Source organism: Ruminococcus bromii (assembly GCF_928721825.1).
Classification (GTDB): domain Bacteria; phylum Bacillota; class Clostridia; order Oscillospirales; family Acutalibacteraceae; genus Ruminococcoides; species Ruminococcoides bromii.
This window is the reverse complement of record NZ_CAKMVP010000003.1, coordinates 388207-409188: the sequence shown is the minus strand read 5'-3', so window position 1 is coordinate 409188 and position 20982 is coordinate 388207. Positions and strand designations below refer to the sequence as shown.

General features: G+C 39.9%; 21 protein-coding genes. All 21 read right to left on the bottom strand.

All coding sequences use genetic code 11. The features are described from left to right. Window positions 1-16 precede the first annotated feature (16 nt). The 21 genes from lysA to QDI94_RS02135 all read right to left on the bottom strand — a co-directional run bounded on the left by lysA (window position 17) and on the right by QDI94_RS02135 (window position 20964). A complete protein-coding gene (gene lysA, locus QDI94_RS02235; RefSeq protein ID WP_278868692.1) occupies window positions 17-1315 on the bottom strand; it encodes a diaminopimelate decarboxylase in 1299 nt (432 codons plus the stop codon). A 5-nt stretch (window positions 1316-1320) separates the two neighbouring features. Next, entirely contained in the window at window positions 1321-1923 is a 603-nt protein-coding gene (gene yihA, locus QDI94_RS02230) for a ribosome biogenesis GTP-binding protein YihA/YsxC (RefSeq protein ID WP_278418643.1), read from the bottom strand. A 13-nt stretch (window positions 1924-1936) separates the two neighbouring features. Then, window positions 1937-4348, bottom strand: a complete 2412-nt coding sequence (lon, locus tag QDI94_RS02225) for an endopeptidase La (RefSeq protein WP_101029627.1) — start codon at window positions 4346-4348, stop codon at window positions 1937-1939. 64 nt (window positions 4349-4412) lie between these two features. Beyond that, a complete protein-coding gene (clpX, locus tag QDI94_RS02220; protein WP_101029626.1) occupies window positions 4413-5753 on the bottom strand; it encodes an ATP-dependent Clp protease ATP-binding subunit ClpX in 1341 nt (446 codons plus the stop codon). A gap of 16 nt (window positions 5754-5769) precedes the next feature. Beyond that, window positions 5770-6351 carry an ATP-dependent Clp endopeptidase proteolytic subunit ClpP gene (gene clpP, locus QDI94_RS02215; RefSeq protein WP_101029625.1) on the bottom strand — a complete coding sequence of 194 codons (582 nt, stop codon included), beginning with the start codon at window positions 6349-6351 and terminating at the stop codon, window positions 5770-5772. A 54-nt stretch (window positions 6352-6405) separates the two neighbouring features. Further along, window positions 6406-7686 (bottom strand): trigger factor, encoded by a 1281-nt coding sequence (tig, locus tag QDI94_RS02210; RefSeq protein WP_278866758.1) that lies wholly within the window; start codon window positions 7684-7686, stop codon window positions 6406-6408. 90 nt (window positions 7687-7776) lie between these two features. Further along, window positions 7777-8466, bottom strand: a complete 690-nt coding sequence (locus tag QDI94_RS02205; protein ID WP_278418649.1) for a metallophosphoesterase — start codon at window positions 8464-8466, stop codon at window positions 7777-7779. After that, the gene (gene thrC / locus QDI94_RS02200) at window positions 8466-9974 is read right to left on the bottom strand and encodes a threonine synthase (RefSeq protein ID WP_278866755.1); all 1509 of its coding nucleotides are present in this window, start codon (window positions 9972-9974) and stop codon (window positions 8466-8468) included. The genes QDI94_RS02205 and thrC overlap by 1 nt, the downstream gene beginning before the upstream one ends. Window positions 9975-10016: 42 nt before the next feature. After that, a complete protein-coding gene (locus QDI94_RS02195) occupies window positions 10017-10955 on the bottom strand; it encodes a dipeptidase (RefSeq protein ID WP_278866753.1) in 939 nt (312 codons plus the stop codon). Between the two features lie 12 nt (window positions 10956-10967). Continuing rightward, window positions 10968-11330 carry a YraN family protein gene (locus QDI94_RS02190; protein ID WP_101029620.1) on the bottom strand — a complete coding sequence of 121 codons (363 nt, stop codon included), beginning with the start codon at window positions 11328-11330 and terminating at the stop codon, window positions 10968-10970. Continuing rightward, window positions 11327-11932 (bottom strand): ribonuclease HII, encoded by a 606-nt coding sequence (locus QDI94_RS02185; protein WP_278866750.1) that lies wholly within the window; start codon window positions 11930-11932, stop codon window positions 11327-11329. Before QDI94_RS02185 ends, QDI94_RS02190 begins: the two co-directional genes overlap by 4 nt. A 2-nt stretch (window positions 11933-11934) precedes the next feature. Continuing rightward, window positions 11935-12807 carry a ribosome biogenesis GTPase YlqF gene (gene ylqF / locus QDI94_RS02180; RefSeq protein ID WP_278866747.1) on the bottom strand — a complete coding sequence of 291 codons (873 nt, stop codon included), beginning with the start codon at window positions 12805-12807 and terminating at the stop codon, window positions 11935-11937. A gap of 24 nt (window positions 12808-12831) precedes the next feature. Continuing rightward, entirely contained in the window at window positions 12832-13407 is a 576-nt protein-coding gene (gene lepB / locus QDI94_RS02175; RefSeq protein ID WP_178585946.1) for a signal peptidase I, read from the bottom strand. 105 nt (window positions 13408-13512) lie between these two features. Further along, window positions 13513-14190: a signal peptidase I gene (gene lepB, locus QDI94_RS02170; RefSeq protein WP_101029616.1), complete on the bottom strand. Its 678-nt coding sequence runs from the start codon at window positions 14188-14190 to the stop codon at window positions 13513-13515. Between the two features lie 68 nt (window positions 14191-14258). Continuing rightward, window positions 14259-14606 (bottom strand): 50S ribosomal protein L19, encoded by a 348-nt coding sequence (gene rplS, locus QDI94_RS02165; protein WP_101029615.1) that lies wholly within the window; start codon window positions 14604-14606, stop codon window positions 14259-14261. Window positions 14607-14808: 202 nt separating this feature from the next. Beyond that, window positions 14809-15729, bottom strand: a complete 921-nt coding sequence (locus QDI94_RS02160; RefSeq protein ID WP_101029614.1) for an RluA family pseudouridine synthase — start codon at window positions 15727-15729, stop codon at window positions 14809-14811. After that, window positions 15722-16204, bottom strand: a complete 483-nt coding sequence (gene lspA, locus QDI94_RS02155; RefSeq protein WP_178587568.1) for a signal peptidase II — start codon at window positions 16202-16204, stop codon at window positions 15722-15724. The genes QDI94_RS02160 and lspA overlap by 8 nt, the downstream gene beginning before the upstream one ends. A 65-nt stretch (window positions 16205-16269) precedes the next feature. Further along, the gene (ileS, locus tag QDI94_RS02150) at window positions 16270-19035 is read right to left on the bottom strand and encodes an isoleucine--tRNA ligase (RefSeq protein WP_278866741.1); all 2766 of its coding nucleotides are present in this window, start codon (window positions 19033-19035) and stop codon (window positions 16270-16272) included. 37 nt (window positions 19036-19072) lie between these two features. Beyond that, window positions 19073-19750, bottom strand: a complete 678-nt coding sequence (locus QDI94_RS02145; protein WP_278418661.1) for a DivIVA domain-containing protein — start codon at window positions 19748-19750, stop codon at window positions 19073-19075. 13 nt (window positions 19751-19763) lie between these two features. After that, window positions 19764-20531: a YlmH family RNA-binding protein gene (locus QDI94_RS02140; protein WP_178587560.1), complete on the bottom strand. Its 768-nt coding sequence runs from the start codon at window positions 20529-20531 to the stop codon at window positions 19764-19766. Next, entirely contained in the window at window positions 20497-20964 is a 468-nt protein-coding gene (locus QDI94_RS02135; protein ID WP_015523811.1) for a cell division protein SepF, read from the bottom strand. The genes QDI94_RS02140 and QDI94_RS02135 overlap by 35 nt, the downstream gene beginning before the upstream one ends. Window positions 20965-20982: the final 18 nt, after the last annotated feature.

Below are 20982 nucleotides of genomic sequence, written 5' to 3'. Positions count from 1 at the left end.
AATTAAAATTCGATTATCAGATATCGTTCTTTACTATATCCTCATAGCTTTCACGCTTAACAACAACTCTTGCCTTGCCGTCTTTAACCATTACGATTGCAGGACGAGGGATTCTGTTGTAATTTGACGCCATAGAATAGTTATAAGCACCTGTTGAAAGAACAGCAAGTGTATCGCCTACTTCAACCTTAGCAACCTTTGTATGCTCCTGAACGAGGTCGCCGCTCTCGCAACACTTACCTGCTACCGTTACGATTTCATCAGGCTCTTTGTCAGCCTTACCTGCATTTACTACGGTATAAGCAGACTGATAAAGTGCATATCTGATGTTATCTGTCATGCCGCCGTCAACGGATACATATGTTCTTACATTAGGAATTTCCTTTTTTCCGCCAACCTTGTAGAGCGTAATACCTGCTTCGCCGACAATTGAACGGCCCGGCTCAATAAAGATATACGGAACAGGAAGTCCGTGTTCTTTAGCCTTTGCCTTAACAGCCTCTGAAACCTTTTCCATATAGTTTTCATAAGGAACAGGTTCATCATCCTTTGTGTACATAATACCGAATCCGCCGCCGAGGTTAAGCTCTGAAATAACGATTCCGAGTTCATCGTGAATCTTGCCCATAAAGTCAAGCATAATTTCAGCAGCAGTGACAAACGGATCAATATCAAAAATCTGTGAACCGATGTGGCAATGAAGTTCCGTAAGATTCACATTATCGTACATCTGTGCCCTTTTGACCGCCTCAAAAGCTTCGCCTGTTTCAAGGGCAAAACCGAACTTTGAGTCAATCTGACCTGTTCTGATGAAGTTATGAGTATGAGCGTCAACACCCGGCTTGATTCTGAAAGAAATATTAGCTTTCTTACCCATTTCACCGCAAATTTCATTGAGAAGCTCAAGTTCATAAAGGTTATCTACAACAAACTTGCCCACATTAGATTCAAGTGCAAATCTGATTTCATCGGCTGTTTTATTGTTTCCGTGAAAGTGAACTTTTTCCATCGGAAAACCTGCCTGTACGGCTGTATAAATCTCACCGCCTGATACTACATCAAGACCGAGTCCCTCTTCCTTTGCAATTCTGCAAAGCTCCTTACAGGAAAGAGCCTTGCTCGCATACAACGGCATACCGTTACCGTTGTAATACTTTTCAAAGGACTTTACATAAGCCTTGCACACATTTCTGATTGTTGTTTCGTCAAGAACATATAAGGGTGTACCAAATTCTTTGGCTAGTTCGAGTGTATCGCAACCGCCGATTGTAAGATGTCCCTTATTGTTCACATTAAGACATTCGCTAACGAACATTTTACTCATACCTCCGTATTTTTAAAATTTGCTATTGAAGTTTCAATAAGTTTCCTAATTTCATCATTTCCTAAGCCTGTCTGTGCAGAAAAAGGTATCAGAGGAACATGTTCAATTGTACTGAAAATTTCCTTGTAATACTCAATCTGCTTTTCAAATGCAGTTTTTTTGAGTTTATCGCTCTTTGTGAGAACTGCGGCAAAGTTAAATCCGCCTCTGTAAAGAAAGTCTATCATATGCAAATCATCGTCAGTAGGAGGATGACGCAAATCAAGAATCTGAATAACGAGCGGACGCTGTCTGTCCTGTGCAAAATAGCCTTCCACAAGCTTTGCCCATCTGTCTTTTTCTGCTTTTGAAACCTTTGCATAACCGTAGCCCGGCAAATCAACCATACGAAACTCTTTGAGTTTATAAAAATTAATGGTAGCCGTTTTGCCCGGCTGAGCGCTTACTCTTGCAAGGGCTTTTCTCTGAACAAGTTTATTGATAAGAGAGGATTTTCCTACATTTGAATGACCTGAAAATACAATTTCAGGCATATCGGATTCAGGCAGCTGATCAACACGACCTGCCGCAAATTCAAAAGCGACTTCATTAAAATTCATAAAATCCCCTCCCTCACTGTTTAACTATATTTGCCGTTTTGGAAGCAGAACGAACAGCCGACATATCAATTCCGTTCCATTGGTTATCGGTAATTCTCACGGTATTGTTTACCGCAATTGCAACCGCTTCCGAAAAATTACGAACAGGAATAAACTTCACCTTGTCAAAAACAGTCTTATCAACATCTTCAAGGTCGGGTTCGTTATCCTTTGGAATAATTACGGTTGTTATTCCGTTTTTAAAAGCAGCCATACTTTTTTCTTTTAAACCGCCTATGGGAAGAATATTACCTCTGAGAGTAATTTCACCTGTCATAGCCACATCGTGTCTTACAGGCTTTAAGGTTAAAGCCGAGTATATCGCAGTAGCCATTGTGATGCCGGCAGACGGTCCGTCCTTGGGAACGGCACCCTCGGGAGCATGAATGTGAATATCCTTATTCTTGTAAAAATCCGAATCAATTCCTAAAGCTGACGCATGACTTCTTATGCAGGTAACAGCCGCTTTAGCTGACTCCTGCATAACATCACCGAGAGAACCTGTAAGTTCAAGCTTACCTGTTCCTTCCATAACAGCAACTTCAATCGGTAAAATTTCACCGCCGACAGAAGTCCATGCAAGACCGTTTACAATTCCGATTTCATCTGTTTTCGCAAGCGAATCCGGAATAAACTTTTTATGTCCTAAAAGCCTTTCTATCTCTTTTTCATCAATCTTAAATATTTCCGTACCCTCTGTAAGCTTTACTACGGCACACTTTCTCATAACCGAAGCAATAAGTCTTTCAAGAGTTCTTACGCCTGCTTCTCTTGTATAAAAATCAATTAAAGCGTATACTGCCTTCTGAGTGAATTTAAGCTCCTTTGAAGTAAAGCCGCATTCCTCAAGCTGTTTCGGAATGAGATGCTTTTTCGCAATGTGGAACTTTTCCTCTCTTGTATAACTGCTGATTTCTATAATTTCCATTCTGTCACGAAGCGGAGCGGGAATGGTTGAAATATCATTTGCAGTTGTAATAAACATCACATTTGACAAATCAAACGGAAGCTCAATGTAGTGGTCAACAAACTTATTGTTTTGCTCAATATCAAGCACTTCAAGCAGTGCTGATGTAGGATCGCCCTTATAATCTGCCGCAAGTTTATCTATTTCATCAAGGATGAGAACAGGATTATTAGTACCGGCGTGCTGCAAAGCATTGATAATTCTGCCGGGCATTGAACCGATATAAGTCTTTCTGTGACCTCTGATTTCAGCCTCGTCACGAACACCGCCAAGAGCAATTCTCTCACTCTTTCTGCCAATAGCTTTTGCAATTGACTGAGCGATTGAAGTTTTTCCGACTCCGGGAGGTCCTGCAAGACAGATAATCTGTCCCTTTTGCTTTTCGCTCAAGACGCGGACAGCAAGCTGTTCAATGATTCTTTTTTTAACCTTATCAAGTCCATAGTGAGTCTTATCAAGAGCCTTCTGAACTTTAGGTATAACGATTTTGTCTTTAGATGACTTGTTCCACGGCAAGTCAAAAACCGTATCAAGATATGTACGAATTACAGCGGCTTCCTGACTGCCGTAAGGCATCTTGCTGAGCTTTCTGCATTCCTTATATAGTATATCTGCGGATTTTTCGTCGAGATTAAGCTTATCAATTTTATCAGCGTAATTTTCAGCGTCATCCATCGGGGAGTCATCCTCGCCGAGCTCCTCCTCAATCGCCCTTTTCTGCTCACGCAAAAAGTAATCACGCTGATTTTCGTCAATTCTCATTTTTGCCTTCTGAGAAATTTCATCCTCTAATTTTAAGACGAAATTCTCATTGACAAGCACATCAAGGACAGCTTCAAGTCTTTCTGACTCGGGAAAGGTTTCAAGAATCGACTGTTTTACCCTATAATCAAGAATAAGATTAGCAGTTATAAAGTCAGCTAATTCGCCCGGTCTTTTGCAGAGAGCAACCTTAAAAATTATATCCGACGGCATTTTTGGAGAAATTTCAAGATACTTGTCAAATTCATTTTTTACGGTTCTCATAAGAGCCGAATCTCTCGCCGTATAATATTCAGTTTCTTCCTCGTACGGCTTAACCTCTGCAACAAGACATTTTTCATCAAAAACAGGATTGATAATTGTGGCTCTGCACTGACCCTCGATAACAATCCTTGTAGTGTTTTCAGGCTGTTTCAAAACCTGAACTACTTTTGCAATAACACCCGTATTGTATACATCAAAAATGTCCGGATCGTTCATAGCCGCATCCTTCTGAGAGGTAAGAAAAACAAGCTGATCAGCTTTCATTGCTTTATTTATAGCCGTAATACTTTTTTTTCGTCCAACATCAAAATGAATAAGTGATTTTGGAAAAACTACCAACCCTCTTAAAGGAAGAACCGGAAGGGTCAGATTTTTTTGCATATCAAAATCCATTAAAGTTCCTTTCATAAAAGCAAAAAGCTGTATTGTAATTGCAATACAGCTTTAATTCACAATATCAAGACGCTGTGCTGCGCTTCTGACGCTTCTTTGCATCTTTCTGAGTTAATTTTACGGAAGCTGTCGAAGACAACTCCTTTTTGCGAGTGATTTGCGGAGCCGCTCCGTTTTTGATAACATCCTCAGTAATGATAATCTTATCAATTGTAGGATCTGAAGGAGCTTCAAACATAAGGTCGGTTAAAATACCTTCCATAATGCCGCGAAGTCCTCTTGCACCGGTGTGCTGATCCTGTGCCTGCTGTGCAATGGCTTTGAGCGCCTCTTCTTCAAAGAGAAGCTCAACACCGTCAAGCTCAAAAAGCTTCTTGTACTGCTGAACAATTGAGTTCTTCGGTACAGTAAGAATCCTGACAAGTGCGTCCGTATCCAGACCGCTCAACGCGGTAATTACAGGCAAACGGCCGATAAGCTCAGGAATAATTCCGTACTTAACAAGGTCATGAGCCGTAACATCCTTCATCCAATCAGTCGAATCAAGCTCCTGCTTTGACTGAACAAGAGATTCAAAGCCGATAACGGAAGAACCCTTACGCTTTTCAACTATCTTTTCAAGGCCGTCAAAAGCACCGCCGCAGATAAAAAGAATATTCTTTGTGTTAATTTGAAGATATTCCTGCTGAGGATGCTTTCTGCCGCCCTGAGGAGGAACATTTGAAACAGTTCCTTCAACAATTTTAAGCAAAGCCTGCTGAACACCTTCACCGCTTACATCCCGTGTAATTGAAGGGTTCTCGGATTTTCTCGCAATTTTATCAATTTCATCAATGTAAATTATGCCGTGCTCTGCCTTTTCAATATCAAAATCGGCTGCCTGAATGAGTTTTAAGAGAATATTTTCTACATCCTCACCGACATAGCCTGCTTCTGTCAGCGTAGTCGCATCGGCAATTGCAAAAGGCACATCAAGAGCCTTTGCAAGAGTTTGAGCAAGTAATGTTTTGCCTACGCCCGTAGGACCAAGGAGCAGTACATTACTCTTTGCAAAATCTACGCTGTCATCGTTTGAAAAGGCACGCTTATAGTGATTGTAAACAGCAACGCTCAGTGTTACTTTTGCATGATCCTGTCCAATAACATATTCGTCAAGAATAGCTTTGATTTCTTTAGGCTTTAAAAGCTCATCAACAGACAGTACGGGAGTATGAGAATCACCTGGCTTAGAAAGCCTATTCTCATTTTCATGTTCAAGCTCACCTGATTCGCGAAGGATATTCATACATAGCTCAACACACTGGTCACAAATGTAGACACCGTTGCCGGCAATAAGTCTGCCTGCCATTTCCTGCGGTTTTCCGCAGAAAGAGCAATAAATATCTTCGTTATTTTTGTTAGCCATCAGTTTACCTCACCTTTTATCTCTTTTCGATAACCTTATCAATCAAACCGTATTCGAGTGCCTGCTGTGCAGTCATAAAGTTATCACGATTGGTATCTCTTGCAATAACATCAATCGGCTGACCGGTGTTGTCGGCAAGAATTTGATTGAGTCGTTTTTTCATATCAAGAATGTGTCTTGTGTGAATTTCCATATCAGTAGCCTGACCCTGAGCGCCGCCTGAAGGCTGGTGAATCATAATGTCACTGTTAGGAAGTGCAAGACGCTTGCCCTTAGCACCGGCAGCAAGAAGGAATGCGCCCATACTTGCAGCCATACCCATACAGATAGTGGAAACATCACACTTGATGTAATTCATTGTATCAAAAATAGCAAAGCCGTCTGTTACGCTACCACCGGGGCTGTTGATGTAAAGACTGATATCCTTTGTAGGATCTTTACTTTCAAGATAAAGCAGCTGGGCAACTACAACACTTGCACTTGCGCTGTTTACCTCTTCATTAAGCATAACAATTCTGTCCTCAAGAAGACGGGAATAGATATCAAACGAGCGTTCGCCCCTGCTTGACTGTTCGATAACATATGGTACTAATGCCATTTAATCATAACCTTTCTTAAATAGTGATTAACAAATATAAGAAAAATATTCAAATTACTTTATAACAGCTTTGTCCTTTACGAGGTTAAGAGCCTTTTCAACCTTAACATCCTCTGAGAGTGATTCAGCAGGAACAGCCTCCTTAACCTTATCAACATCCATCTTGTAAGCCTCTGCCATCTTGCCGTATTCAGCATCAAGGTCAGCCTCTGTAACTTCAATATTTTCTTTTCTTGCAACTGCTTCAAGAGCAAGTCTTAACTTAACTCTCTTTTCAGCCTCGTCTTTATACATATCCTTGAGTGCGTTTGCATCCATACCCATGTACTGCATATATGTCTTCATATCAAGGCCCTGCGAACGAAGACGCATATCAAATTCTCTTATCATCTCGTTAGCCTGATTGTCATACATTGCCTCGGGAATTTCACCCTCAAGGTTTTCCATAAGCTTTTCGGCAATCTGGTTGTCAACATCCTTGTCAGCCTCATCCTGAAGGCGTTTGGCAACAGTTTCTTTAAGCTCAGCCTTGTACTCTTCAAGTGTTTCTTTATCAGAAACATCCTTTACAAACTCATCGTCAACCTCCGGAAGCTCCGTAGCTTTAATTTCGTGAAGGTTGATTTTAAATTCAGCTTCCTTACCCTTGAGCTCCTCAGCCTGATAATCATCCGGGAACTTAACTGTGATTGTAAACTCTTCACCTGTCTTGTGACCTACAATCTGCTCCTCAAAGCCCGGGATAAAGTTACCGGAACCAAGCTTGAGATTGTAGTTTTCAGCCTTGCCGCCTTCAAATGCCTCGCCGTCAACAAAGCCCTCAAAGTCAATAACAGCTACATCATCATTCTGAGCAGCTCTGTCATCAACAGTTACCATTCTTGAGTTGCGTTCACGAACCTTCTCAATTTCTTCGTCAACGAGTTCGTCTGTAACCTCTGTTGACTTCTTTGTAACTTCAATGCCGAGATAGTTGCTGATTTCCATTTCAGGCTCAACAACAACATTAGCCTTAAACGAGAATCCCTCTTTGCTTGCTTCAATAGCCTCAAGTGTTTCAACAGAAACAATCTTGATTCCTGCTTCCTTAGCGGCCTCATAAAGAGCGTCGGGATAGCAGTCCTGCATAGCGTCCTCATAGAACACTTCCGAGCCGTACATCTTCTCAATTACATGACGGGGAGCTTTGCCCTTTCTAAAGCCCGGGATATTGATGCTTTTAACCTGTTTTTTATAAACTCTGTTAACAGCGTTACCGAAGGTATCACCGTCAACATTAACCTCTAACTCATATGAATTAGCCTGTTCCTTTTTTGTACATTCCTTTAATGCCATTTTAATATTCCTCCAAAGTTTAAATTCAAAATCAAGAAATCATCTTATTATATCACAACAAAATGATTTTGCCAATAGAAAATGCAGAATTTATCTGACCAAGATTGGCATAAATGACAGCCTGTCACAAGAAATCAGCTTAAAATCAATACCTTCATATTCACCCTCAACAGCAAATCTCATATTCTTCTTACCGTGAAGATGCCCATAGTAACATTTTTTGATGTTATATTTTAAAAGAACATTAAAAATCTCATCACATTTTGTCGTTCCGTAAACAGGCGGATAGTGCAGAAACACTATAGGCTCTTTACCTGTTTTAACAGCCGACTGTATTGATGCTTCAAGTCTGCCGACTTCCCTGTTAAGGACTTTTATATCATTCTGAGATTCATTATCAAGAAACCATCCTCTTGTACCGCAAATTGCGTAACCGTCAACGACATAAGAGTTATTGAAAAGGATGGATATCGTATCAAGTGAATTGTTTTTCAGAAATACATCCATTTTAGTCTTGGTGCTCCACCAATAATCATGGTTGCCCTTGAGAAAAATTTTCTTACCCGGAAGATTTTGTACGAAAGTAAAATCCGTGAGCGTTTCTTCAAGCTTCATTGCCCATGAAATATCGCCCGACACCACAACGGTATCATTATCGGCAACAACCTTTTTCCAGTTATTTTCAAGTCTTGAAACATAATCGCTCCAGCCTGCAAAAATATCCATAGGCTTATCTTCACCGAGTGAAAGATGTAAATCTGCAATAGCAAACAATGCCATTATTCTATACCGAGTGCTCCGAGAACATAATCCTCCATAGCGTTTACCTCAGTAACATCAGAGAAGCGCACAACCTTATTTTTAAGGCTTGCAAGAGGAGCGGGAACCTCAACGCCCGAAATCTTATGAAGCTCTTCTACCATATCAAACTCTGTTTCGGGGAGTGCCGTGTTTGGCTCAACAGCCTCAAGAACAGCCTTAGAGAATTTGTACGGACTTGCAGTAGACGCAATTACAGACGGTGTCTTGTCGCCTGTTTCCTCAACGTACTGCTTGTACACATTGATTGCAACAGCCGTGTGAGTATCACAAAGGTACTTATCCTGCTCAAACAGCTCATGAATTGTAGCCTCTGTATTCTTATCATCACAGAATCCGCCGTAGAATCTGTCGTTGATAACAGCCTTTACATTGTCGCTTACTTCGTATTTGCCCTCAGATTTGAGCGCATTCATCCAGCCCCTTGTAACCTCGTCGTTATCGCCTGAAAGCTTGTAGAGAAGTCTTTCAAGGTTACTTGAAACGAGGATATCCATTGAAGGTGAAATTGTTGTATAGAAGTTTCTGTTCTTATCATAAACGCCTGTTTTGATAAAATCTGTAAGAACATTATTAGAGTTTGACGCACAAATGAACTTGTTGATTGGAAGTCCCATGAGACTTGCATAGTATGATGCAAGGATGTTACCGAAGTTACCTGTCGGAACAACAACATTAATCTTGTCGCCAAGCTCGATTTTACCGTCATTTACGAGATCGCAGTAAGCCGAAATATAGTAAACAATCTGTGGAAGAAGTCTGCCCCAGTTAATTGAGTTTGCCGAAGAGAAAAGCATATTATTTTCAGCAAGTTTTTCTGCAACCGAAGGTGTTGTAAATATTTTCTTAACACCTGTCTGTGCGTCATCAAAGTTACCCTTGATTGCACAAACACGAACATTGCTGCCCTCCTGAGTATTCATCTGATGCTTCTGCATCGGACTTACACCGTCAACAGGATAGAAAACAACAATCTTTGTATGGTCAACATCCTTAAAGCCTTCAAGAGCGGCCTTACCTGTATCTCCTGATGTAGCAACAAGGATTACAGCAGTTTTGCCGTCATATTTCTTTTTGAGTGACTTTGTGAGAAGATGAGGGAGAATCTGGAGCGCCATATCCTTAAACGCACATGTGGGACCGTGCCAGAGTTCAAGAATATTCAGGGTTGTTCCGTCAAGATTACAATATGAAATAGGAGCAGGATTTTCACCGCCGAATTTCTGAGCGGTATATGCCTTTTCTACGCAATCGTTAATTTCCTCTTCTGTAAAATCAGAAAGAAAATCAGAGAATACTTTCTTTGCTCTGCCTTTGTAATCTGTCTTCAAAAGTGCCTTGAAGGTATTTTCATCGTACTTAGGAAATTCCTGCGGTACAAAAAGACCGCCGTCCTTTGAAATACCCTGTGCAATGGCCTGTGCCGCAGAAACAACTTCCTTGGCATTTTGTGTGCTGTTGTATAACATTGAAATCTTCCTTTCAAATTGCTTTAAACATCAAGTATTTTACTACATTATTCGCTGATTGTCAAAGTTTTCAAAGAATTTATACGCATTTTCGTAAAAAATCTTTTTTAAAATGCTTTCATTGTAGTTATTTTTGAGAAATAGTTCATAAATTCCGCCTATTGAGTCACTTCCGACAATATCCTTGGGCAAATCACAACCGTCAAAATCCGTGCCGAAGCAAAGAAAATTTTCACATCCGAGCGACAGCATATACTCACAATGCCGTAAAATGTCTTCCGTACAGGCTTTGTCGGGATTGTTATTCAGAAAGGCGTTATGCAAATTAAGACCTATAATTCCGCCTCTGCTGATTATAATTTTTATCTGTTCATCTGTGAGATTTCTGGGATTTTGAGTAATTGTCCGTGAATCTGAATGAGTTGCAATAAACGGTTTATTTGTCTGATTGACAACATCATAAAACAGTTCATCGCTTGCATGGGATATATCAATTACAATACCGTACTTTTCCATTTCGGCTACTGCAAGTTTTCCGAAGTCCGTTAAACCGCATTTATCCTTTGACAAGACGCCTGAACCGATTTCATTATTGTCATTCCATGTGAGAGTCATTATTCTTACACCGAGTTCTGCGAATCTCTTTACATTTTCAATTCTACCGTTCAATGCTTTTCCGTTTTCGACTGTAAAAAACGCTGAGTTTCGATGCTTTGAAAAAGCATTGTCTAAAAATTCGCCAATGCCGAACAGTTCAATTCCAAGTCGGTTACATTCGGATTTTAAGTATTCTGCCGATTTAAAAAATAATTTTTCCGCCTTATTACCTTCAAGTGCGTCGGGCAGCCATATAGCATAACACTGTAACTTGTGGGATTCGGAATCGTTATTTAATTTCACTTCATATAAGGGATTATCAAGTTCGGACTTTTCGGTTACCGCCTTATAGAGTGTGTCGCAATGCAAGTCAAAAAAATTCATAGCAGCCTCCCATCAGAATGCATCTTCAATATAGTTAATGCCGACAAGCTTAAGATTATCACTGTTGACAAAAACTTCGCAAACATCAAAGCGGCAGGGCTTTTCTATATTATTTTCATACATATACGCATCGGCTGTTTTTGAAATTCTCATTTGCTTTTTACGATTAACAGCGTCAATTGGTTGCGTAAGGGAATTTTCTTTCCTTGTTTTAACCTCAACAAAAGCAATTACTTCCTTATTCTCGGCTATGATATCTATTTCGCCGTAAGGCTTTTTATAGTTTCTGGCAATAATTTTATACTTATGCTTTTTCAGATATTTTGCGGCATAAGCCTCTCCCTTATCACCTGTTTGTTTAGTAGTAAAAATCATTTCTTATTATATATTTTCTTCAAGAAACTCGGTCTGTGATACTTACACGGACCGTATTTAAGAAGTGCTTCAATATGAGCCTTTGTTCCGTAGCCTTTATGCTTTGCAAAAAGATACTGAGGAAACTCTTTGTCATATTCATAAAGAAGTCTATCCCTTGATACCTTGGCAAGAATTGAAGCACAGGCAATTGACATGGATTTTGCGTCGCCTTTTACAATACATTCGCCTTCAATTGACAACGGAGGCATTCTGTTGCCGTCAATCATTGCATAATCTGCTTTCGGTTCAAGACCCTCAACCGCTCTTTTCATAGCAAGCATTGTTGCGTTGAGTATGTTCAATTCTTCAATTTCTTCAACACTTGCAAATGCGATACTGTATGCCAAAGCCTGTTCCTTTATTACATCGAACAAAGCCTCTCTCTTTTTTTCAGAAAGCTTTTTTGAATCGTTTACGCCTTCTATAACCGTATTTTCAGGCAATATAACAGCCGCTGCACATACAGGTCCTGCAAGCGGTCCTCTGCCGGCTTCATCAACACCGCAGATATTCAGAAAACCTCTTGCAATATTTTTATTTTCATATTCAAGCCAATCCATTGTTATCTCCCCTGCGGCATTTCAACGGTAATTCTGCCAAGCTTTGCACTTCTAAATTCGTCAAGCAGCATAATTGCGGCTCTCTCGGTATCTATCTCACCGCCTGAAACAAGCATACCTCTCTTTTTGCCAATCATTTTAAGAAGTTCGTATGATTCTATATTGTCGATATCCTCATTTTCTAATTTGAACCTTGCCAAAAAATCGGCAGGCTTAAGCTCTTTGAGAAAATCAAGAAGTCTTACCGCCAAGAGTTCAATATCAAGAATTTGGTCTTTAACCGCACCTGTGAACGCAAGATGCTCTCCGACAACTTTATCGTCAAACTTTGGCCAGAGTACACCCGGAGTGTCGAGCATTTCAAGGTTCTTTGCAATTGTGTACCATTGATTGCCTCTTGTAACGCCCGGTCTGTCCTCAACCTTTGCACGGTTCTTCTTTACCATTTTATTGATAAAAGAAGATTTGCCTACATTCGGAATACCGACAATCATAATTCTGATTGTTGGATTTACCATTCCTTTTTCCTTTAATTTTGCAATTCTTTTGCTCATAACCGTATTTACGGCAGGAGCAAATTTATCAAGACCTCTGCCGCTTTTACAGTCAACCGGAATTGCAACAAGATTTTGCTTTTTGAAATAATCAATCCACAATTTTGTGGCTGTTTGATTAGCCATATCACATTTATTGAGAAGAATTACCCTCGGCTTGTTTTGAACAAGTTTTGCAAGATCCGGATTACGGCTGCTTACAGGAATCCTCGCGTCAATAATTTCAGCAACAGCGTCAACAAGCTTAAGGCTGGACTGAATCTGTCTTTTTGTCTTGGTCATATGGCCCGGAAACCATTGTATAGTCTGCATTTCACTCATATATTAAACATCCTTTACTTTTCATCAATACAAATATGTAAACCTGTCAAACGGAAAAACAATGAATTGTGCTTTGCCTATAACTTCATCAACCGAAACAAGTCCTATACTTTTATCACGGCTGTCAAGAGAAATAATTCTGTTGTCACCCATTACAAAAATATACCCTTCGGGAATTACATACGGAATCTGCAACGGATTTGAAGGCTCTCTTGTGATTGAAGAGGCATACGGCTCATCAATCTGTATTCCGTCCACATATACCGCATTTCTGCTGTAATCAACCACAAGAGTCTGTCCCTCGGTAGCTATTACACGCTTTACAATTCGTTTTTCTATCCGATTTTCTGCATTTATGGCTACAATATCACCGCATTTCGGTTTATACATAAAGTTAGACATAAGAATCTTGTCTTCACTATGAAGAGTGTCAAGCATAGAATTGCCTACCACATTTGCATCTCTTATAACAAATGTAAATATAACCGACATAAATGCAAATACAAATATAACGGTTCGTGTGAGTTCAAACATATAATCAGTAATTTTTTTGTCATTTACCTTAAATATGAATTTTTGTCCTTTTGATTTTTTCGGCATAAAAGCCTCCACAAAAAATAAAGCTTATTTCTAATTATAAAACAGAAATAAGCTTTTAACAATATCAAAATTCAAATTACCATTAAAATTTGCAAGCTTTAATTATCAGTACAAATAACCAAAGTGATCAAGCGGAAAAATAACAAACTGAGCCTTTCCGATTACATCGTCAACATCTATAAGACCGATTTTTGTACTTCTGCTGTCCATAGAATCTTTTCTGTTATCACCCATTACAAAAATCTTACCTTCGGGAATAACCTCAGGAATCTCATTATCACCGATATTGTTGCCGAAGGTTGAGCCTTCTATATACGGTTCATCAAGAACAACACCATCCACAATAATGCGGTCATTATCATAATCTACTTTTACAGTCTGTCCTGCAACGGCTATAACACGCTTGATAATCGGACTGCTGTACTCCGCACCGTGGGAAATAACAACAATATCCTTGTCCTTAGGCGTATAGAAAAAGTTTGTTACAATAACCTTATCATTCGTGGCAAGAGTATTATTCATTGATCTGCCCTCAACATCAACAAGGCGGAACAAAAAAACAAGACAAATTACAACAACCGAAATTGCAAAAAGTACGCACCTAATCCAGTCGTAGAAGCCGGACATTCCGCCCTCTTCTTTTGCAACAAGAAACTGTTTTTCGGAAATTGAAGGTTTCTTGTCAACATACATTTCAGGATTGATGTCAGAAGAATCGTTCACACCCTCCGGCTGCAACACAGCCATATTAGCCTCATTGACATTATTTTTGATTTTCTTCAACTTTGTCACCTGCTATAAAGAAAAATAGTAAAAAAAGGGACTTAAAAAGTCCCTTTTAAACTCGTGAATTACTTACGAATCTGCTCTTTAACCTTAGCAGCCTTACCAACTCTGTCACGGAGATAGTAGAGCTTACTTCTGCGAACCTTACCGTAACGAACAACCTGTACATCTTTAACATTGGGTGAGTGGAGAGGGAATACTCTTTCAACACCAACGCCGTAAGCTACTCTTCTTACAGTAAATGTTTCAGCTACGCCACTGCCTCTTTTGGCAATAACTGTACCTTCAAACATCTGGATTCTTTCTCTTTCGCCTTCACGAATGTTTACTGATACCTTAACAGTATCACCTACGCTGAATTCAGGTGTTGTTTCCTTCACGCTTGATGCAGCAATAGTCTTTAATGCGTCCATTTTTATCCTCCTTATTTTTCCGACATTCTTACTCATTTGAGCAGCGGACTGTCACATCAAAATGACGGTTAAACCGTTATTTGAACCTCGTCGAGAGTAACGACGGTTTCAAATGCTTTAATATAATACCACATATAGAATCATAATGCAAGTGTTTTTTAAATTTAGTTCAAAAAATTGGAATATACATTTGAAAGCAAAATCAACAGAAAGATATGTTTTGAAGCTTTGTAAGATATTTTTTAAAATAATCAGGCAGCTCAGAGGTAAATTCAATGTATTCATTTGTTTTCGGATGAATAAAGCCAATCTTCCTTGCGTGTAAGCACTGACCTTCAAAATCAACCCTTTCACTCTTAATGCCATAAACCTTGTCACCGGATACGGGATGACCTATGTAAGCCATATGAACTCTTATCTGATGAGTACGGCCTGTTTCAAGCTTACATTTTATGTGTGTGTAGCCCTTGTATCTTGTTATTACCGAATAATGAGTAACGGCATTTTTGCTGTTCTTTTCGGTAACGCACATTTTCTTTCTGTCTTTTGGATTTCTTCCGATTGGAGCGTCAACCGTTCCGCTGTCATTTTTTAGATTGCCGAAAACAATTGATTCATATTCTCTTGTAAATGAATGTTCTTTAATCTGCTCTGCAAGAGAACGGTGAGCAAAATCATTTTTTGCAACAATCAAAAGACCGCTTGTATCCTTGTCAATACGGTGAACAATGCCCGGACGGAGTACACCGTTAATTCCAGAAAGGCTGTCGCCGCAATGATAAAGCAAAGCATTTACAAGAGTACCGTCATAATTTCCGGCGGCAGGATGAACAACCATTCCCTTTGGCTTATTCACAACAAGCAAGTATTCATCTTCATAAACTATATCAAGAGGAATATTTTCTGCTTTAGCCTCATAAGGCATCGGATCAGGAACATTAACTACCACAACATCGCCCTGAGAAAGCTTATATTTTTTTGAAACAATTAAACCGTTTACAAGAACAGCGCCGTTCTCAATAAGGTTTACCGCTGCTGAGCGTGACAAATCAATGTTTGAGTCTGAAATAAACTTATCAAGTCTTGCTCCGCTTGTTTCACAATTTAACTTAAACTCATTCATCGCTCTTGCTGACCTTTTTTTCAGATTTTATAGTATTAGAAAAAAACAGAACATAAATTACGAGTAAAATTGTACCCGCAGTTATGCAATAATCGGCAAAATTACAAACCGGCGGAAAGAATGAAAGACTGAGATAATCGACAACAAAGCCGTAAAAAACTCTGTCAATTAAATTTCCGATTCCGCCTCCGATTATAAGCGCAGCCGAAATATAAAAGAGCTTGCCTGTCGGTTTCTTTTTGAACATAATAAATATAATTATTCCGATAAGAATTGCCGTTACAACAACAAAGAACCATCTCATATCAGAAAACATTCCAAAAGCTACGCCTCTGTTTTCAACATATTTTAAATCAAGCAAGCCGTCAATAACCGTTACTGAGCCGACGGGCTGCAGATGAGTCAGCACAAAATATTTGATAACCTGATCGGCAACAGCTAAGAGCGCACCGATTATAAGCGCGATTACAGGCATTTTACCCTCCATAAATATAAATCGGTGCGTTTTGTCACACCGATTTATTATAATAACAATTGTTTTTATTTAAGATTCTGAACACAGCGGAAGCAGATTGTCGGATGTTCTGCACACTGACCTACTGTCTTACTGACAGCCCAACAGCGTTCGCATTTTTCACCCTCTGCCTTCTCAGGCTTGATTTCAAGCTCACCGCCGTTATCAACGATTTCCACCTCTGAAACAATGAATGCGGCACAAAGCTCAGGTTCAGCCTTTTTAAGAAATTCAAGTGTTTCACCGCCGGCACAAAGTGTTACCTTTGCTTCAAGCGAACTCTTAATCGTCTTATCCTTAATAAGAGCTTCAAGCGACTTTTTAACACTGTCACGGAGTTCGTGAATTTTGTCCCAGAAAGCCATAAATTTGTCGTCAACATCAATAGCGATGTTTTCGGGAATCTCATTAAAGATAACATGTTCTGCATTTTCCTTTGATGAGTGAGGCATATACTTCCAGATTTCGTCTGAAGTATACGCAAGGAGCGGAGCAATCATTCTTGTCATTGCGTCAAGAATAACATAAATTACAGTCTGAGCAGCTCTTCTTGAAATGCTGTCTGCTTTTTCTGTGTAAAGTCTGTCCTTTAGAACATCAAGATAGAAGTTAGACATATCAACAACACAGAAGTTATGAATGCTGTGATATACAATATGGAACTCATAATTATCGTATGAAGCTCTAACCTTTGTGATAAGGTCATTAAGCTTTGCAAGCGCCCATTTATCAATCGGCAGCACCTTTTCAAAGTCAACCATATCGGTATCGGGGTTGAAGTCTGAAATGTTACCGAGAATATATCTTGCAGTATTTCTGATTTTTCTGTATGACTCAGAAATCTGCTTGAGAATATCCTTTGAAATATGAACATCAGTCTGGTAGTCGGTTGATGCAACCCAAAGTCTAAGAACATCAGCACCGTACTGCTGAATAACCTCCTGTGGACTGATGCCGTTGCCAAGGGACTTGCTCATCTTTCTTGACTCATCATCAAGAATCATACCGTGAGTAAGAACTGCCTTATAAGGTGCTCTTCCTCTTGTGGCAACAGAAGTCAGAAGTGATGACTGGAACCAACCTCTGTACTGGTCGTTGCCCTCAAGATAGAGGTCTGCAGGTGACTCAAGATTATCACGCTGTTCAAGAACAGCTGCGTGAGATGAGCCGCTGTCAAACCAAACATCCATAATATCTTTTTCTTTTTCAAATTCAGTACAACCGCACTTCTTACACTTTGTACCGGCAGGAAGAATTTCTGCGGCTGTGTGATTGTACCAAGCGTTTGAGCCTTCTTTGCCGAACAAATCCGCAACAGCAAGCATTGCATTCTTATCAATAAGAGCCTCTCCGCAATCCTTACAGAAGAAAATCGGAATCGGGACACCCCATTTTCTCTGACGGGAAATACACCAATCTTTTCTTTCTCTTACCATTGATGTAATTCTGTCCTTGCCCCATGCAGGAATCCACTTAACAGTGTTGATAGCGTCAACAGCCTCATCCTTGAAATCGTCAACCGAACAGAACCACTGATCTGTTGCTCTGAAAAGGATAGGAGTTTTACATCTCCAGCAATGAGGATACTGATGGACAATTTTCTTTAACGCAAAGAGAGAACCGTTTTCTTCAAGATAAGCAGCAATTTTTTTGTTAGCCTCATCAGTTGTAAGACCTGCAAACTGACCTGCTTCTTCGGTAAGAACACCGTTAGAATCAACGGGACAAATAATCGGAATCTCAGGATAATTCTGACATACATTGTAGTCGTCAACACCGTGTCCGGGAGCTGTGTGTACACAACCTGTACCGCTTTCAAGAGTTACATGCTCACCAACGATAACAAGTGACTCCCTGTCGAGGAACGGATGGGCAGTTTTAATATATTCAAGTTCGCTGCCCTTTACCGTTGCAACAACTTCAAAATCGGTAATGCCTGCTTCATCAAGAGCAGATTTATAAAGTTCAGACGCCATTACAAGGTATTCGTCGCCTGTTTTGATTACGGAATATTCAAATCTCGGACCTACGCAAATTGCGACATTTGCAGGAAGCGTCCAAGTAGTAGTTGTCCAGATTACAAACTTAACCTTTGAGGGGTCAATTCCCATATTTGAGAATACGCCTTTATCATCAGTTACATTAAACTTCACATAGATTGAATGGCAAGGATCTTCTGTATACTCAATTTCAGCTTCTGCAAGAGCAGTCTTACATTCAGGACACCAGTAAACAGGCTTCAAGCCCTTGTAGATATAACCCTTTGTAGCCATTTCAGCAAATACTCTGATTTGCTCTGCTTCAAACTCGTGATTAAGAGTAATGTAAGGCTTATCCCACTCACCGATTACACCGAGTCTTTTAAACTGTGTACGCTGATCGTTAATGTAGCCTTTTACGAACTCTTCGCACATCTTACGAAGTTCAACAACAGAAATTTCGGCAGAATTACCGATACCGGCTTTCTTTCTGGCTTTAAGCTCTGTCGGAAGACCGTGCGTATCCCAACCGGGAACATACGGAGCTTTAAAGCCTGCCATATTCTTGTATCTCACAATAAAATCTTTGAGAATCTTGTTGAGTGCGTGACCAAGGTGAATATCACCGTTTGCATACGGAGGACCGTCGTGCAGAATAAACAGAGGCTTGCCCTCGTTTGCTTTCATAAGGTTTTCATAAACCTTTTCGTCTTCCCAGTTCTGAAGTGTAACAGGTTCGCTTTTCGGAAGACCTGCTCTCATAGGGAAATCTGTCTTTGGAAGATTAAGTGTTGAATTATAATCTTGGGACATTTTATATTCTCTCCAATATCTAAAATCTAAATTTAAATCAGTCGGCAGTTACATCATAGTTATCGCCAAACTTAAGATGACTGAATTTACTCTGTCTTTTTGCATGAGCCGTAATATCGTTTTCAGGTTCTTCAACAGGCTCAGCTTTAATCTCTGAAGGAACAGCAATTTTTACATCCTCTTCAGCCTTAGGCTGAGCAGGAGCTGTCATATCCTCGGTAGGATACTTCTTATCAAGCTCTGCTTTTGACGCTTCAACATCAGAGCTTGACGGAAGATCATCAATTGATTTGATATGCTTACTGTAAAGTGAAATAAGCTCATTTCTGAGGTCGGCAGCATCTGACTGAAGCTGCAAATAATGCTCTTTCTCAGCCGCTGTCATATTGTTTGCGTCTACAAGAAGTGCCTGAGCCTTTGTTTCAGCGTCACGAACAATCTTTGCAGCCTTCTCCTTTGCTTCTCTGATGCAGGCATCAGCAACCTTCTGTGAAGCAAGTAAGGCATTTCTTACAGTTTCCTCATCTGCTCTGTACTGTTCAACTCTTGTAGCAAGAACATCAATCTTATGTACAAGGTTAGTTTTCTCTTTTTTTAACTGTTCAAATGAAACAATTACTTCATCAATGAATGAGTCAACATCTTCAGCTCTGTAGCCGTTAGTGAGGTTGGCTTTTCTGAAGCTTATATTTTTAATTTCATCAATTGTAAGCATTTATCTACACTCCTTATTTATAATGAATAACTGAAATTCTTATTCGACCTTTTCCTGTAGTACCAAGAATGCTTTTTAAAACAAATTTGCCCTTTCCTCGAATTGTAAAAACATCATCTTCCTTAAGGTTAAGACTGACATTTTTAGTTTCTTCAAAATTAACGCATACGCTGTCAGCCATAATAACGGTTCTTGTCTTTTCCCGCGACAGCCTGCATACGGCAGCAACGATATTGTCCAGTCTTAAAGAAGAAACAATGTATGTTTTTTCTTCAAAGCCTCTTCCCTGCGGAAGTTTTGACAAATCGGCACAGGAAACCTTAATTCCGACTCTGCCTACTTTTGATATCTGCGACATTATATAATCGGACAATTCTGTTTTAACAAACACGACAGCCCGTCCGTCCTCAACAAGAATATCTCCCACTGTTTCCCTTTCAATGCCCAGCGACATCAGAGCACCGAGAAAATCACGGTGGGTAAGTTTATCGCATTTTCTGAAAGAAAATTCAACAGCAGAAATCGGAAAACAGTCTTCGCACGGCTCATCAAAAAACAAACCGAGCATTTTCCTTTCCGAATTGCCGTAACCGCCAAAGAAAAGGTAGTTATCAAAATAAGCTTTTTTAAGCTCAGAAAAAAGCACAGCCTGTTTTCTTTCACTCATAAAAGGCATAAAATAGGGCTTCTGCCTTGTCAGACAAAGATCAATACCGTCATTAAGCTGAGCAACCAGCTGTTTATCATCATCCGAAGTAAACACCGTTGTTCTCAAGCTCATCGAGTAAATCGTCGCCTGTCAGGTCAACATTGCTCGGAATAATAATATATGTATTGGTAGCAACACGCTTGATTTTGCCGCGGTTGGCATATGCAACGCCGCTGAGAAAATCAAGGATTCTTCTTGCCATATCCTTATTTGTATCTTCAAGATTAAGTACAACTGTGTGAGCCTTCATAAGCTCATCGGCAATTGTGCGGGTTTCTTCACCGAAACGCTCGGGTTTGAACAAGCCTACCTGAAGGTTGGTAGTAGCATTGATATTAACAACCTTGTTTCCGCCGCCGAGATCTCTTTCTTTTTTAGTGTTTCTTACAGGTTCTTCTTTGTAGTCCTCTTCTGCACCTTCATCTGCATAACCGTACTCATCGTACTCATACTCATCATCGGGAGCGTCCCACATGCGTTTAAACTTATCTACAAAACCAGCCATTATATAGTCCTCCTAAAA